The sequence below is a fragment of the Thermohalobaculum sp. genome (assembly GCF_058622915.1).
Genome location: NZ_JBZSYN010000140.1, coordinates 16,825 through 30,520 on the forward strand (window position 1 = coordinate 16,825; position 13,696 = coordinate 30,520).

The 13,696-nt window shown below is 71.2% G+C and carries 14 protein-coding genes and 1 pseudogene; 11 read left to right on the forward strand and 4 right to left on the reverse strand.

Annotation, left to right across the window (positions count from 1 at the left end; genetic code table 11):
* Nucleotides 1–85: 85 nt before the first annotated feature.
* A complete protein-coding gene (locus AC32QD_RS11085) occupies nucleotides 86–853 on the reverse strand; it encodes an NAD kinase (protein ID WP_492010562.1) in 768 nt (255 codons plus the stop codon).
* 255 nt (nucleotides 854–1,108) lie between these two features.
* On the opposite strand from AC32QD_RS11085, the gene glyA reads away from it, so the two are divergent.
* From glyA to ribD, 3 genes are all read left to right on the forward strand, one after another.
* Nucleotides 1,109–2,404 (forward strand): serine hydroxymethyltransferase, encoded by a 1,296-nt coding sequence (gene glyA, locus AC32QD_RS11090; RefSeq protein ID WP_492010563.1) that lies wholly within the window; start codon nucleotides 1,109–1,111, stop codon nucleotides 2,402–2,404.
* Between the two features lie 201 nt (nucleotides 2,405–2,605).
* Nucleotides 2,606–3,082 carry a transcriptional regulator NrdR gene (gene nrdR / locus AC32QD_RS11095; RefSeq protein WP_492010564.1) on the forward strand — a complete coding sequence of 159 codons (477 nt, stop codon included), beginning with the start codon at nucleotides 2,606–2,608 and terminating at the stop codon, nucleotides 3,080–3,082.
* Between the two features lie 3 nt (nucleotides 3,083–3,085).
* Nucleotides 3,086–4,234, forward strand: coding sequence for a bifunctional diaminohydroxyphosphoribosylaminopyrimidine deaminase/5-amino-6-(5-phosphoribosylamino)uracil reductase RibD (gene ribD / locus AC32QD_RS11100; protein WP_492010565.1), 1,149 nt, complete (start codon nucleotides 3,086–3,088; stop codon nucleotides 4,232–4,234).
* 160 nt (nucleotides 4,235–4,394) lie between these two features.
* Here the strand turns inward: ribD and AC32QD_RS11105 are convergent, their stop codons facing one another.
* A complete protein-coding gene (locus AC32QD_RS11105) occupies nucleotides 4,395–5,525 on the reverse strand; it encodes a polysaccharide biosynthesis/export family protein (protein WP_492010566.1) in 1,131 nt (376 codons plus the stop codon).
* Nucleotides 5,526–5,588: 63 nt separating this feature from the next.
* Entirely contained in the window at nucleotides 5,589–6,935 is a 1,347-nt protein-coding gene (locus AC32QD_RS11110) for a capsular polysaccharide export protein, LipB/KpsS family (RefSeq protein ID WP_492010567.1), read from the reverse strand.
* A gap of 170 nt (nucleotides 6,936–7,105) precedes the next feature.
* Between AC32QD_RS11110 and AC32QD_RS11115 the strand changes: the two genes are divergently transcribed.
* The 5 genes from AC32QD_RS11115 to AC32QD_RS11135 all read left to right on the forward strand — a co-directional run bounded on the left by AC32QD_RS11115 (nucleotide 7,106) and on the right by AC32QD_RS11135 (nucleotide 11,425).
* Complete coding sequence (locus AC32QD_RS11115) at nucleotides 7,106–7,708, forward strand: riboflavin synthase (RefSeq protein WP_492010568.1); 603 nt, start codon at nucleotides 7,106–7,108, stop codon at nucleotides 7,706–7,708.
* A gap of 15 nt (nucleotides 7,709–7,723) precedes the next feature.
* Entirely contained in the window at nucleotides 7,724–8,839 is a 1,116-nt protein-coding gene (gene ribB, locus AC32QD_RS11120) for a 3,4-dihydroxy-2-butanone-4-phosphate synthase (protein WP_492010569.1), read from the forward strand.
* Nucleotide 8,840: 1 nt separating this feature from the next.
* Nucleotides 8,841–9,395, forward strand: coding sequence for a 6,7-dimethyl-8-ribityllumazine synthase (locus tag AC32QD_RS11125; protein WP_492010570.1), 555 nt, complete (start codon nucleotides 8,841–8,843; stop codon nucleotides 9,393–9,395).
* A 1-nt stretch (nucleotide 9,396) separates the two neighbouring features.
* Entirely contained in the window at nucleotides 9,397–9,879 is a 483-nt protein-coding gene (gene nusB, locus AC32QD_RS11130; RefSeq protein WP_492010571.1) for a transcription antitermination factor NusB, read from the forward strand.
* Nucleotides 9,880–10,069: 190 nt separating this feature from the next.
* Nucleotides 10,070–11,425 (forward strand): cytochrome P450, encoded by a 1,356-nt coding sequence (locus AC32QD_RS11135; protein WP_492010572.1) that lies wholly within the window; start codon nucleotides 10,070–10,072, stop codon nucleotides 11,423–11,425.
* Nucleotides 11,426–11,485: 60 nt separating this feature from the next.
* On the opposite strand, the gene AC32QD_RS11140 is transcribed toward AC32QD_RS11135, so the two are convergent.
* Nucleotides 11,486–11,935 (reverse strand): outer membrane protein assembly factor BamE, encoded by a 450-nt coding sequence (locus AC32QD_RS11140; RefSeq protein ID WP_492010573.1) that lies wholly within the window; start codon nucleotides 11,933–11,935, stop codon nucleotides 11,486–11,488.
* A 132-nt stretch (nucleotides 11,936–12,067) separates the two neighbouring features.
* On the opposite strand from AC32QD_RS11140, the gene AC32QD_RS11145 reads away from it, so the two are divergent.
* From AC32QD_RS11145 to AC32QD_RS11155, 3 genes and pseudogenes are all read left to right on the forward strand, one after another.
* Nucleotides 12,068–12,646, forward strand: a complete 579-nt coding sequence (locus AC32QD_RS11145) for a DUF177 domain-containing protein (protein WP_492010574.1) — start codon at nucleotides 12,068–12,070, stop codon at nucleotides 12,644–12,646.
* Nucleotides 12,647–12,864: 218 nt separating this feature from the next.
* On the forward strand, nucleotides 12,865–13,071 hold the full coding sequence (gene rpmF, locus AC32QD_RS11150) for a 50S ribosomal protein L32 (protein WP_492010575.1): 207 nt from the start codon (nucleotides 12,865–12,867) through the stop codon (nucleotides 13,069–13,071).
* A 67-nt stretch (nucleotides 13,072–13,138) separates the two neighbouring features.
* Nucleotides 13,139–13,696 (forward strand): annotated as a pseudogene (locus tag AC32QD_RS11155) (phosphate acyltransferase PlsX); the annotation flags it as partial.

Here is a 13,696-nt window from a genome sequence, read left to right on the forward strand (position 1 = left end):
GGCCTCCTGTCCCCCGTCAGCCGTTGCCGGGCCGGCCTAGCCGGACCCGCGGCGGGTGCAATTGCCGTGGCGCGAAGGGCTGCATTCACGTCGCGAACTGCTCGCGCAGGAGCCGCTCCTCCAGCCCATGGCCGGGATCGTAGAGAAGCCTGACCTCGACCTCGGACTCCGCGGCGACCTCGACGCTGCGAACGTCACGCACCTCCACGTGGTCGGCCGTGGCCGAGACGGGGCGGCGCAGCGGACTGAGCACCTCGAACGTTACCTGCGCCTCCCAAGGCAGGATGGCGCCCCGCCAGCGGCGCGGGCGAAACACGGCGATGGGCGTCAGCGCCATCAGCCGCGCCCGGATCGGCAGGATCGGGCCATGTGCCGACAGGTTGTAGGCCGTCGAGCCCGCCGGCGTCGCCACCAGCACTCCGTCGCAGACCAGCTCGGCCATCTGCTCGACGCCGTCGATCAGCACGCGGATCTTGGCCGCGTGCCGCGTCTGCCGGTGCAGCGAGACCTCGTTGAACGCCAGCGCCTCGGTGCGCCTGTCGCCCGTGTCTAGGGCTGTCATGCGCAAGGGATTGATGGCCGCGGTGCGTGCCGCGTTCAGCCGCGCGGGCAGGTCGTCCGGGCTGTAGTCGTTCATCAGAAAGCCGACCGTGCCGCGGTTCATTCCGTAGACCGGGATGCCGAGCTCCATGGTGCCATGCAGCGTGTGCAGCATGAAGCCGTCGCCGCCCAGCGCCACGATCGCCTGCGCCTGGGCCGGCGCCACCTGCCCATAGCGGTGGCGCAGCGTCTCCAGCGCCTCTTGCGCCTCGGGGGCATCGCTGCCTTGGAAGCAGATTCGCTCGAAGCTCACGCGCCCCTCGCTGGGTCGACCGGACCGGGACGGCGATCATACCGGCCCCGCTCCACCGCGGCAACGGCGCGCCCCGGCGCAGGGCTTGGCCCGCCGAGGGGCGCCGCCCTCGCCCCTAGAATCCCATAAGGCGGGAAACCTGTGCTGAGAGGTCGATTTTGGTATATTGCGGCCGCACCGGGCGTGCTAGCGGCCCCGCCAGGGCCGGCACCCCTGACCTGCCCCGCCGCGCCCGACCCGAGAGGAGACCGCCCCATGGATTCGCCCACCCGCGATGCCGGCTTCTTTACCGAGCCGCTCGAGAGCCGCGACCCCGACCTCTATGCCGCGATCCGGCACGAGCTGACACGCCAGCGAGACGAGATCGAGCTGATCGCCTCGGAGAACATCGTCTCCCGCGCGGTGCTCGAGGCGCAGGGCTCGGTGCTCACCAACAAGTACGCCGAGGGCTATCCCGGGCGGCGCTACTATGGCGGCTGCCAGTACGTGGACGTCGCCGAGAACCTGGCGATCGAGCGCGCCTGCAAGCTTTTCAACTGCAGCTTCGCCAACGTGCAGCCGCATTCGGGCGCGCAGGCGAACCAGGCGGTGAACATGGCGCTGCTAACGCCCGGCGACACCATCATGGGCATGGACCTGGCCTCGGGCGGGCACCTCACCCACGGCTCGAAGGTCAACCAGTCGGGCAAGTGGTTCCGTTCGGTGCAGTACGGCGTGACCCGGACCGACAACAACATCGACTACGAACAGATCGCCGAGCTGGCGGCCGAGCACAAGCCGCGGCTGATCATCGCCGGCGGCTCGGCCGTGCCGCGGATCATCGACTTCAGGCGTTTCCGCGAGATCGCCGACTCGGTCGGCGCCTGGTTCCATGTCGACATGGCGCATTTCGCCGGGCTGGTCGCCGCGGGCATCTATCCCGACCCGCTGGAATACGCCCACATCGCCACCACGACGACGCACAAGACCCTGCGCGGGCCGCGCGGCGGCATGGTGCTGACCAACGACGAGGAGATCGCCAAGAAGATCAACTCGGCGGTGTTCCCGCAGCTCCAGGGCGGGCCGCTGATGCACGTGATCGCGGCCAAGGCCGTGGCCTTTGGCGAGGCGCTGGCGCCCGAGTTCCGCGCCTATGCCAAGCAGGTCGTGGCGAACGCCCAGGCGCTGGCCGGGACGCTGGTCGAGGGCGGGCTCGCCGTGGTCACCGGCGGCACCGACACCCACCTGATGCTGGTCGACCTGCGGCCCAAGAAGGTCACCGGCATCGCCGCCGAGAAGGCGCTGGGGCGCGCCCACATCACCTGCAACAAGAACGGCGTGCCGTGGGACCCGGAGAAACCGACCGTGACATCGGGGCTGCGCCTGGGATCGCCCGCCGGCACCACCCGCGGCTTCGGCGAGGAGGAGTTCGCCGAGATCGGCCGCATGATCGTCGAGGTGGTGGACGGCGTCGCGCGCAACGGCGAGGACGGCAACGGCGAGGTCGAGGCCTCGGTGAAGGTCCGGGTGAAGAAGCTGTGCGAGCGCTTCCCGGTCTATGAGGGATTTTGAGACCCGGTCCGCGGCGGGCCCGGCGGACCTGCCGCCGGGCCTGCGGGCCTTGCAGGCGCAGGTCCCCGGTTTCGCCGGGGTGCCGCCGGGCCGGGTCCCGCCCCCTTTGACAGCCGCCAGATGTAGGGGCGCGTTAACCCCTCTACACAATTGATTGGCCACGCCCTATAGTGCTTGCCCTTGGACCAGCTGGAGGGCGAGATGCGCTGTCCATTCTGCGGCAACATCGAGACGCAGGTGAAGGATTCCCGGCCTGCCGAGGACCATGTCTCCATCCGCCGGCGACGCAGCTGCCCCGAATGTGGCGGCCGCTTCACCACCTACGAACGCGTGCAGCTGCGTGACCTCGTGGTGGTGAAGAAGCACGGCCGGCGCGAGGACTTCGACCGCGACAAGCTCGCCCGCTCGATCCGCATCGCGCTGAGGAAGCGTCCCGTGGAGCCCGAGCGCGTGGAGCAGATGATCTCGGGCATCGTTCGGCGGCTCGAGAGCATGGGCGACACCGACATTCCCTCCGACACCATCGGAGAGATCGTCATGGAAACGCTGGCCCGCGCCGACACCGTCGCCTATGTGCGTTTCGCCAGCGTCTACAAAAATTTCCAGGAGGCCGACGACTTCGAGGAGTTCGTCTCCGAGCTCCGCCCCGCCGCGAAGGCTGCCGCGTCCGAGGGCTGAGCCATGCACGGGGCGCAGACCCCGAAGACAGACCCCGCCGAGGACGCGCGCTGGATGCGTATGGCACTCGCGCTGGCGGCGCGCGGCGTCGGCGCCAGCGCGCCCAACCCCGCCGTGGGCGCGGTGATCGTGTGCGCCGGGCGCGTGCTCGGCCGTGGCATCACCGGGCGCGGAGGCCGGCCCCATGCCGAGACGGTGGCGCTCGACCATGCACGCGAGCGCTACGGCGCCGAAGCGCTGAGGGGCGCCACCGCCTATGTCACGCTCGAGCCCTGCAACCACCACGGCCGGACACCGCCCTGCACCGAGGCGCTGGTCGCGGCCGGGATCGGGCGCGTCGTCTGCCCGCTGCAGGATCCCCACCCCCGCGTCGCCGGCCGCGGCCTCGCCGCGCTGAGGCAGGCCGGCATCGCGGTCGAGACCGGCTTGATGGAGCGCGAGGCGCGGCGGCTCAATGCGGGCTTCCTGTCGGTCGTGGAGCGCGGGCGGCCCTGGCTGACGCTCAAGCTTGCCGGGACGCTCGATGGCCGCATCGCCACGCGCGCCGGCGAGAGCCGCTGGATCACCGGCGCGCCGGCGCGCGCCAGGGTCCATCTCATGCGCGCCCGCTCGGACGCGGTCCTGATCGGGGCGGGCACCGCCCGCGCCGACGACCCGATGCTCGACGTGCGCGGGCTCGGGTCCCGGCCGGCGCATCCCGTGCGGGTCGTCGCGGACGGCGGGTTGACCCTGCCGCTCGAGAGCCGACTCGTGCAAAGCGCGCGCGAGATCCCGGTTCGCGCCCTGCACGGGCCGGATGCGCCGCCGGACCGCCGCGAGGCGCTTCGTGGCCGGGGCGTGGAGACCGTCGAGACGGCCCCGGGCGCGGCGGGCCTGCTCGACATGACCGAGGCCTTGGCGCAGCTTGGCCGCTCGGGCCTGACCCGGATCCTGTGCGAGGGCGGCGGTCGGCTCGCCGCCTCGCTGCTCTCGGCGGGGCTGGTCGACGAGCTCGCGCTCTTCACCGCGGGCAAGGCGATCGGGGGCGACGGCCGGGCCATGGTCGACGCGCTCGGACTCGAACGCCTCGCCGATGCGCCGGATTTCACGCTCGACCGGGTCAGCGTCCTCGGCGCCGACGTGCTGACGCTGTGGCGCCAAACGCCGGACTGACCTCGCAACGGACTGACCTCGCAACGGACTGACCTGGCGCCGGACTGACCTGGCGCCGGACTGGCTTGGTGCTGGCCTGGCCTGGCGCCGGACTGGCCTGCGGCCGCGAGCAAGCCGCGCCGGCGGCCCCGGTCGGGCCTGGCCACGGCGCGGCGCCGGCCTACATCGGCCGCGCCAGGTTCTTTGCCGATCCGGCGAAGGTCACCAGCGGCGCCACCGACTGCAGGATTTTCATCCACCGCGTGAACGGCGCCGAGGTCACATAGAGCGTGTCGCCGTCGCGCATGATGAACTCGCGGGCCAGGAACATGCCGCCAGGCTGGGTCAGGTCGATCAGGTAGACCATGCGCCGCGGCCCCTCGACGGATTTCCCGGGCAGAACCTTCGCCGCGACGCCTGGCAGCTCGCGGCGGAAGAGGAACACGCCGGTCGGGTCGGCGGCGCCGTCGACCAGGCCGCCAACGGTCCCCAGCGCACGCTCGACCGACAGCTCGCGCACCGGAAAGGGCACGGTCGCCGGCTTTCCAACCGCTCCGAGCGCGGTGAAGATCCGCCGGTCGCGCTCGGCAATCACCGCATCGCCGTTGCGCAGTGCCACGTTGTTCGCCGGATCGTCGTAGAGATCCTGCACCCAGATCTCGCCGGTCTGGTTGCCGCGCCTGAGCTTGAGCAGCACGACCTCCGGCTCCTCGGTCACGCCTCCGGCGCGGGCGAGCATGGGCAGGAGCCGCTCGGTCTCGGGCTCGATCGTGTAGAGGCCCGGCTTGCGCACGCGTCCCTGCAGGCTGACGATCCGGCCCCGCCCCTCGGAGGCGAACACGTCGACCTGCGGGTTCAGCGTCTTCTCGGACAGCCGCGCCCGGATGACGTCGCGCAATCGACTCACGGTCCGGCCGGCGGCGCGGACGAGGCCGACATAGGGAACGTAGATCATCCCGCGCTCGTCCACCTCGACCTTGGGAAGCCGGGTGGCCCCAACCCCGTCGGGGCTCAGAAGCCCCTGCTCCACGTTCTCCCACACGGTGATGGACAGCACGTCGCCCCGGGCGATCCTCGCCGTGTCGACCGGCGCGACGTCGCGGAAGTTGCGATCGAACCCCATGCGCTCGTCGATATGCGTGGCCCGCGCCACCGCGGCTGTGACGCGCACGACGTCGTAGTCCAGCGTCTTCGGCGCCGGGGCAGTCACCTCCTCGTAATACGGTCCGCTGCGCGGCAGGGCGCAGGCGCCGAGGCCCAGCATTACTCCGGCGAGCAGCACGGCGCGGACGGGTCGGATCACGGATGTCATGCTTCGTTCCTCGTCTCGGGGGCAGTGATCGTCGCTTGGCCGCTGATCGGGCGGCCCGTCACCTCAGACCGCCAGGCGGCGCAGCACCTCCGGCCGGGCCCGCGCCTTCGGCCAGTCACGGCGGAAGGGGATCGGGGCGGCAACGCCCGACGGCGCTTCTGCGCTTTTCAGCAGACGTTCGTAGGGGTCCTGCCGGGCGAGCATCGCGGCGGGCAGCCGCTCGAGCAGCGCCGCGATGCCGGCCTCGGAATAGAACGATCCCTCGATCTGGGAGGTGGCGAGCAGAAAGCGGCGGAACCGCGCGTAAGCGGCGCGGTCAGGCGGCTCGGGCGCGGCAAAGAACGCCTCCAGAGGCTGGCGCGACGTCAGCCCCGGGCGGGCATAGACGGCGCGTCCCAGCGCGGCCACGGGCAGGCCGCGGCACAGCGCCGGCTGGGCGCCGGTCGAGTTCACGGTGACCACCGTGCGCGCCCGCTCGAGCGCCTCCGCGAGCCCGTCGCCGCCATCGAGGTAGACCACGCGGCCGGCCACGCCCAGGTCCCTCGCCTCGCGCGCGATGACGCGGCCGAGGCGCTCGCGCCCGTCCTCGAAAGGGTGCGACTTGAACGTCAATACCTCACCCGCCGGCGCGCCCCGCGCGAAGGCCCGGAGACAGTCGCGCACGAAGGCGGCCGAGCTGGAATAGTCGGAATAGCTTTGCAGCGAGGCGTCGAACGAGAGCTGCAGCAGCACCAGGTGATAGGGCCGCCCCCCGGCGGCGAGCCGGCGCATGCGCCATCGGTGCACCCGGCGGCGCACGGGCAGGCTGGCGATACGCAGCAGCGACTTGGCAACCTCGCGCCACAAGCTCATGCCGCGCGGGCTCCGGTGCCAGCCATAGCGCGCAGAGGGCAGCAGCAGGCGGGCATGATAGCGCAGCGAATGCCACAGGTGCGGCCCGTAGGCGCCCCAGCCGTCATGGGCCGGAGTCTCCTGCGGACGTCCGGGGCCCAGCGCCGCCGCCATCCGTTCGAGCGGGATGTCGTTCAGCGTCGAGTTGCCGTTGTTGCCGCCGCGCTCGTAGGTGACCCAGTGCGGCCGGAGATAGCCCTCCTCCAGGCAGTGGCAGACCAGCCCGCGCTGCCAGGCCAGCGCCACCGCCATGGCGTGCTCGAACCGGCTGTCGCCGTAGAGCACGATGTCGGTGACGCCGTGGGCCTCGAGATACCGCTCCAGCCACACGCCATAGCGGCCCCCGCCCGCATACCGGTCGAGCGGACCGGCCCCGGCCCATTCGGCCTCGTCCGAGGCATTGAAGGCGATCCGACGCACGCAGGCGCCGCTGGCGGCGAGGGTTGTGGCGAGGCGCCTGAAGAACGGCCCGTGCGGGCCCTGAAGGAACAGAAAGACGCGCCCGCTCGCATTGCCCATCGCCGCCTTTGGCCCCCTCGACCCGCTCGGCTGTACCAGGACCGGACCGCTATCACGATGACGGTTAAGGAAGCCCTTACGACGCGAGGCGCCTTGCCGGGCGCGGCGCCTTCCGCTATCGGTCGCGACCAGGCCATATGCGAGCCCACCGCACGGGGCAGGACGGCAGCATGTTCACCGGAATCATTCGCGAGCTCGGCACCGTGCTCTCGCGACGCGACGCGGGCGATACCTATCTCAGGATCGCCTGCCGCCGTTCGCCGGAGTCCTTCGAGCCGGGCGCCTCGATCGCCTGCAACGGCATCTGCCTGACCGTGATCGAGGCCGGGCAGGACGGCGCGCAGAACTGGTTCGAAGTCTCGGCCTCGGCCGAAACCAGGGCCTGCACCACGCTCGGCGACTGGCGCCAGGGCACGCCGGTGAACCTGGAGCCGGCGCTTCGCGTCGGCGACGAGCTCGGCGGGCATATCCTCTCGGGCCATGTCGACGGGGTCGGCGAGATCACCGCGGTCCGGCCCGAGGGCGACAGCCACCGCCTGACCGTGCGCGCACCCCAGCGACTGGCCGGGTTCATCGCGCCCAAGGGCTCGATTGCGCTCGACGGCATCTCGCTGACCGTGAACGAGGTCGAGGGTGCGCGCTTCGGCGTCAACATCATCCCGCATACCTGGGAGGTCACCAGCCTCTCGGGTGCCGAGCCGGGCACGAAGGTGAACCTGGAAATCGACCTCCTGGCGCGCTACGTCGCGCGGCTCCAGCAGGTCGCGGGCTGAGGCCCGGGGGACGCAATGGCCGAGCCCGATTACAGCGACTACATCTCCTCCGTCGCCGAGATCATCGACGAGGCGCGCAACGGACGCATGTTCCTGTTGATCGACCACGAGGACCGCGAGAACGAGGGCGACCTGATCATCCCCGCCCAGATGGCCGGGCCCGACGCGGTGAACTTCATGGCCAAGCACGGGCGCGGGCTGATCTGCCTCGCCATGGAGGGCCGGCGCATCGACGCCCTGGGGCTGCCGCTGATGTCGCCCACCAACCAGTCGCGTCACGAGACCGCCTTCACGGTCTCGATCGAGGCGCGCGAGGGCGTCACCACCGGCATCTCGGCGCATGACCGCGCGCGCACCATCGCCGTCGCCATCGATCCGAACTCCGGCCCCGGCGACATCGCCACGCCGGGCCACGTATTCCCGCTCAGGGCGCGCGATGGCGGCGTGCTGGTCCGCGCCGGGCACACCGAGGCCGCCGTCGACGTCGCGCGGCTCGCCGGGATGATCCCGGCCGCGGTGATCTGCGAGGTGATGAACGACGACGGCACCATGGCGCGGCTGCCCGACCTGATGGCCTTCGCGCAGCGGCACCAGCTCAAGATCGGCACGATCTCGGAGCTGATCGCCTACCGGCTGCGCTACGACAACCTGGTGCGCGAGACGGCCGCCGACACCGTCACCTCGACGATCGGCGGCGAGTGGGAGATCCGCATCTTCCACGACCAGCCCGAAGGGGCCGAGCACCTGGCGCTGGTCATGGGCGATCTCGGGGCCGACGGGCCGGTGCTGGTGCGCATGCACGTGCTCGACCCGTTCGACGACCTGCTGGCGCTGCACCCCGACCGGTTCGAGCAGGTGCCCGACTCCATGGCCGCCATCGCCGCCGAGGGGCGCGGCGCGCTGGTGCTGCTGCGCGACATGTCGCCGGGTGCGCTCTCGGCCAAGCTGCGCGCCACCGGCCCCTCGTCGCGCCAGCTTCGCCAGTATGGCGTCGGCGCCCAGATCCTGCACGCGCTGGGCATCCGCGAGCTGGTGCTGCTGACCAACTCGCCCGCCCCCCGCGTGGTCGGGCTCGAGGGCTACGGCATCTCCATCGTCGGCACCCGGCCGATCCCGAAGCGAGGGGGCTGAGATGGCCTCGACCGAGCAAGAAGGCGCGCTCCCCCTGCCCCGGCTGGCGCCGCCGCCGCGGCTGCTCCTGGTGGCCGCACCGTTCTACCGCGGAATCGCCGACGGCCTGATCGCCGGGGCGCGCATGGTGCTCGACGCTGCCGGCGCGCGGCACGAGCTGATCGAGGTGCCGGGCGCGCTCGAGGTCCCCGTCGCGATCCGGCTTGCCGCCGAGACCGGCACCTGGGAGGGCTATGTCGCGCTCGGCTGCATCATCCGGGGCGAGACCAGCCATTACGAGCTGGTCTGCGGCGAGAGCGCGCGCGGGCTCACCCTGCTCGGCGTCGAGCGCGGGCTCGCGGTGGGCAACGGCATCCTGACCTGCGAGACCATGGCGCAGGCCGAGGCGCGGGCGGATCCTGAGGGCATGGACAAGGGCGGCGGCGCCGCGGCCGCGGCGCTGCACCTCGTGGCGCTGGCGCGGCGCTTCCGCGGCCGGCCGGAGCGCGGCACGCCGCCATCCGCCGATGACGACATCCTTCTGGCCGATCAGCCCGGGCCCCGGAGCAAGGCCTGAGATGGCCCTGCGTCCCCACACCGAGGCGCGCTTGGCCCGGTCGGCCGCGCGGCTGGCGGCGGTGCAGGCGCTCTACCAGATGGAGATCGCCGGCGCGCCCTGGAAGACGGTGCGCGAGGAGTTCGAGGCCCACCGCCTCGGCGCCGAGATCGAGGGTGAGCAGTACCGCGAGGCCGACATCGAGCTGTTCCGCGCCATCCTCGCCGGCGTGGTCGAGGACCAGGCGGCGATCGACCAGCTCACCGACCGCGGGCTGGTGGCGAAATGGCCGCTCGGGCGCATCGACGCCACCCTGCGAGCGCTGTTCCGGGCGGCGGGCTACGAGCTGACCGCCCGGCCCGACATCCCACCCCGGGTGACCATCGGCGAATATGTCGACGTGGCCAAGGCCTTCTTCGCCGAGGGCAAGGAGGCGGCGTTCGTCAACGCCGTGCTCGACCAGATGGCCCGCGAGGTGCGCGCCGGGGAGATGGCGCCGCGCTGAGACGCCCCGGCCGCGATGGGCACGCGTGCCAACTATTCTAAGACACTGATTTCATTGTGAATGCGCCGTGCACGTTTTTGCGGCATGTGCCGCCGTGCGCCGCCTTGTGCCGTTGCGGGTATGGCGGTGCGGGACACTATGGCCGCGCTCGGCGCTTTTCCCCCGGCCCGCCCTCGCCTACCTTACCGCCATGAACTACGTGCCCCCCCGCATCGAGCCCACGCGGCGCCCGCTCTCGATGCTCGAGAGCCTGCGCGCGGCGCGGCGCAACGTGCTCGAGATCATTCCCGAGCTCGCCTTCATCCAGCCCATGGTCTCGGGCCGGCTCGGCACCAACTGGCACATGGTGCAGGACCCCGGCGCGCTGCGGCGCATCTTCCTCGACAACGTGGCGAACTATCCCAAGTCCGAGGTGATGCTGCGCATGCTGCGCCCGGCCGTGGGCGACAGCCTGTTCACGCTCGAGGGTGAGGAGTGGCGCTTCCAGCGCCGCGCCGTCGCCCCCGTCTTCACGCAAAAGAACGTCACCGCGCTCGCGCCGGTGATGACAGCGACCGCCGCACGCGCCTGCGAGCGGCTTGCCGGCGCGGCCGAGGCCGAGGCCGAGATGGTCTCGCAGATGCTGGCCGCGACCTTCGACGTGATCTGCGAGGTGGCGCTCTCGGGCCGCGAGCATTTCGACGCGGCGGTCTATGGCGCCGCCATCACCCGCTATTTCGAGACCATCGGCCGCGCCTCGCTGCTCGACTTCCTGCACGTGCCGGACTGGATCCCGCGCCCCGGCCAGCTCATGGGGCGCGGCTCGGTCCGCACCATGCACCGCATGGTTGCCCGCGCCATCGAGGACCGGCGCCGCCACGCCACCGGCAAGGCCGACGACCTGCTCGACCACATGCTCAAGGCGGCCGACGCCGAGACCGGGCGGCGCATGACCCCCGAGGAGCTGCTGCACAACATGCAGTTCTTCATCGTCGCCGGCCACGAAACCACGGCGCTGGCGCTCTCGTGGTCGCTGCTGCTGCTCGCAGGCGACCCACAGGTGCAGGAACGCGCGCGCGCCGAGGCCCAGGCTGCGCTGGGCGGCGCCCCGGCTGCCGGCGCCGGGCACCTCGGCCGGGCGCCTTACGTGCGCCAGGTGATCGAGGAGGCCATGCGACTCTATCCCCCCGTCGGGCTGCTGGCGCGCAACGTGCGCGAGCACGACCTGCTCGCCGGGCGCGAGGTCAGGCCGAACGACATCCTGTTCCTGCCGATCTACGCGCTGCATCGCCACCGCATGTGGTGGGACGAGCCCGACGCCTTCGACCCGGACAACTTCGCGCCCGAGAAGGCCCGGGCCCGCGACCGCTACCTGCACGTCCCGTTCGGCGCCGGGCCGCGCATCTGCGTCGGCGCCAACTTCGCCTTGATGCAGGCGCAGATCATCCTGACGACGCTGATCGCCCGCTTCCGCTTCGCGCTGACGAAAGGGCCGCAGCCCCTGCCGACCATGGCCATGACGCTGAGGCCCGACCGCGGCGTGCACCTGCGCGTCACATCGCTCTGAGCGACTGCGGCGCTGATCCGGTGCTTGCCGACCGGGCGCCCTGCACCCGCCCCGGTCCCGCTACTGGGTCTGCAGGTCCTGGGCGGTGATATGGCCGAAGTTGCCCAACAGCTGCTGCAGGATGGACAGCTGGCGCCCGTAGGTCGGCGTCGTCTGGGTGGCGAGATCGATGACCCGGCCGTCCTTCAGGCCGTACTTGTTCACGGCCTTGACGACGCCGTTGTCGTCGAAACGCACGGCGATGATGCGCCGGCTGACCACCTTTGGGGCGTGGTAGGTGTAGCTCTCCGACTTGAAGGCGATGTAGTACCAGGACTTCTTGTCGAACTCGCTGTGCACCACCGGCCTGCCGATCTTCTCGGCCACGCTTTCGCGCGTGTCGTGGCCGACGGAGATCTTCGCCAGCAGCGCATCGTCCGGCGCATAGCCGTGGGTGTGTATCGTGGGCGAGCAGGCTGCGACGGAACCGGCCAGCACCACCGCCAGAACAATACCCCTGATGCGATTCATCGACCGGCTCCCTGGAACATCTCCCGCTTTTCCCCTACCCCGCGGTTGCTCTAGATTCAAGCAGTGCGACAGAGGCGCCGCCCGGCTCGCCCCTGTCGCCGCGGCGCGCAGATCGGATATGGGGATCGGACCTTGACCACAAACCGCACCGATAACGTCCCGGCCCCTCCCCTCGCGCGGCCGGTTCGCGTCGCGCGCCTGAGCCGCAAGCAGCCGACGCCCTTCGATATCGAGGCCGACGCGGAAGAGCTGGGCGCCGTGGCTGCCTTCCTCGACCTGCCCCGGGTCGAGCGGCTGAGCTTCAAGGGCGCCATCGCGCCCGCGGGCGCCGAGGGCTGGGAGGTCAGCGGCCGGCTGGTGGCGCGGCTCGAGCAGACCTGCGTGATCTCGCTCGCCCCCGTGCCCGCGCACCATGACGCCGAGATCCGGCGCCTCTACCTGCCCGCGGACCAGGTGCCCGCGGTCCGCGAGGTCAGGATTGCGCCCGACGAGGAGGACGAGCCCGACACGTTCGAGACCACCATCGACCCCGGTGCCCTTGCGCTCGAGAGCCTCGCGCTTATGCTCGACCCCTATCCGCGCGCGCCCGGAGCGGAGCTTGGCCAGACCCGCTTCGCACCGCCCGGCGCGGCGCCGATCGAGGAGGAGGAGGACCGTCCCTTCGCCGACCTCGCCGCGCTCAAGCGCCGGCTTGAGAGGGGCGGCCACTGAATGGCGGGCGACCGGGGGATCGAGCCATGCGGCAGGCTGGTGCGGCTGGAAAAAACTCTTGCCCCGGAGGGCAAAACGAGTATTTTCCGCGTCTCGTTTCCCCGAGAGGTTCGGCCCAGAGCGCGTCGCTCGGTGATCGCGCCGGGAACGGCACGAGTGCCCGGGCCTGCGATCGGCCGCGATGGCGGCCCGGACGACAAGCAGGATAGAGGATCGACATGGCTGTCCAGCAGAACCGGAAGACCCGGTCCAAACGCAACATGCGCCGCTCGCACGATGCGCTGAAGCCCGTGAACAACGTCGAGTGTCCGAATTGCGGCGAGCCCAGGCTGCCGCATCACGTCTGCGGCGCCTGCGGACATTACAACGGCCGCGAGGTCGTGGCGCAGCCGGCCGAGACCGACCTCGAAGACGACGCGGCATAGACACGGGCCGCTCGCCAGACCGGGAACCGGGCGCATGCGGGCCGTTGGCCGCATCGGGGATTAGGACATGAGCCGGAGCACGGTGATTTCCATCGACGCGATGGGGGGAGACCGGGGACCAGGCGCGATCCTGACGGGAATGGCCCATGTGGCGACGGCGAACCCGGAGCTGCGGTTCATCGTCCACGGCGACGAGGCGAAGCTGAAGCAATTGCTCGGCCGCCGCTCCGGCCTCGCCGGGCGCTGCGAGCTGCACCACGCCAGCCAGACGGTCTCGATGTCGGAAAAGCCCTCGCGCGCCTTGCGCGACGGGCGCGACAGCTCGATGTGGAAGGCGCTCGAGACGGTCGCCAACGGCGATGCCCGGGTGGCGGTGTCCTGCGGCAACACCGGCGCGCTGATGGCCATGGCCATCGTCGTGCTGCGCAAGGCGCCCGGGATCGACCGCCCTGCCATCGCGGTGAACTGGCCCTCGCGGGTCGCACACGGCTTCAACACGGTGCTCGACATGGGCGCCGACGTGCGCGCCGAGCCGAGGAACCTGCTGCAATACGCCGTCATGGGCGCCGAGTACGCGCATCTCAACTTCGGCATCGAACGCCCCCGCGTCGGGCTGCTCAACGTC

What these genes read in the sequence shown, in the direction of transcription:
- AC32QD_RS11140 (WP_492010573.1), bottom strand. Translation starts at nt 11,935, where the DNA reads ATGAATCGCATCAGGGGTATTGTTCTGGCGGTGGTGCTGGCCGGTTCC.
- AC32QD_RS11110 (WP_492010567.1), bottom strand. Translation starts at nt 6,935, where the DNA reads ATGGGCAATGCGAGCGGGCGCGTCTTTCTGTTCCTTCAGGGCCCGCAC.
- nrdR (WP_492010564.1), top strand. Translation starts at nt 2,606, where the DNA reads ATGCGCTGTCCATTCTGCGGCAACATCGAGACGCAGGTGAAGGATTCC.
- AC32QD_RS11135 (WP_492010572.1), top strand. Translation starts at nt 10,070, where the DNA reads ATGAACTACGTGCCCCCCCGCATCGAGCCCACGCGGCGCCCGCTCTCG.
- AC32QD_RS11105 (WP_492010566.1), bottom strand. Translation starts at nt 5,525, where the DNA reads ATGACATCCGTGATCCGACCCGTCCGCGCCGTGCTGCTCGCCGGAGTA.
- ribB (WP_492010569.1), top strand. Translation starts at nt 7,724, where the DNA reads ATGGCCGAGCCCGATTACAGCGACTACATCTCCTCCGTCGCCGAGATC.
- AC32QD_RS11125 (WP_492010570.1), top strand. Translation starts at nt 8,841, where the DNA reads ATGGCCTCGACCGAGCAAGAAGGCGCGCTCCCCCTGCCCCGGCTGGCG.
- glyA (WP_492010563.1), top strand. Translation starts at nt 1,109, where the DNA reads ATGGATTCGCCCACCCGCGATGCCGGCTTCTTTACCGAGCCGCTCGAG.
- rpmF (WP_492010575.1), top strand. Translation starts at nt 12,865, where the DNA reads ATGGCTGTCCAGCAGAACCGGAAGACCCGGTCCAAACGCAACATGCGC.
- nusB (WP_492010571.1), top strand. Translation starts at nt 9,397, where the DNA reads ATGGCCCTGCGTCCCCACACCGAGGCGCGCTTGGCCCGGTCGGCCGCG.
- AC32QD_RS11115 (WP_492010568.1), top strand. Translation starts at nt 7,106, where the DNA reads ATGTTCACCGGAATCATTCGCGAGCTCGGCACCGTGCTCTCGCGACGC.
- ribD (WP_492010565.1), top strand. Translation starts at nt 3,086, where the DNA reads ATGCACGGGGCGCAGACCCCGAAGACAGACCCCGCCGAGGACGCGCGC.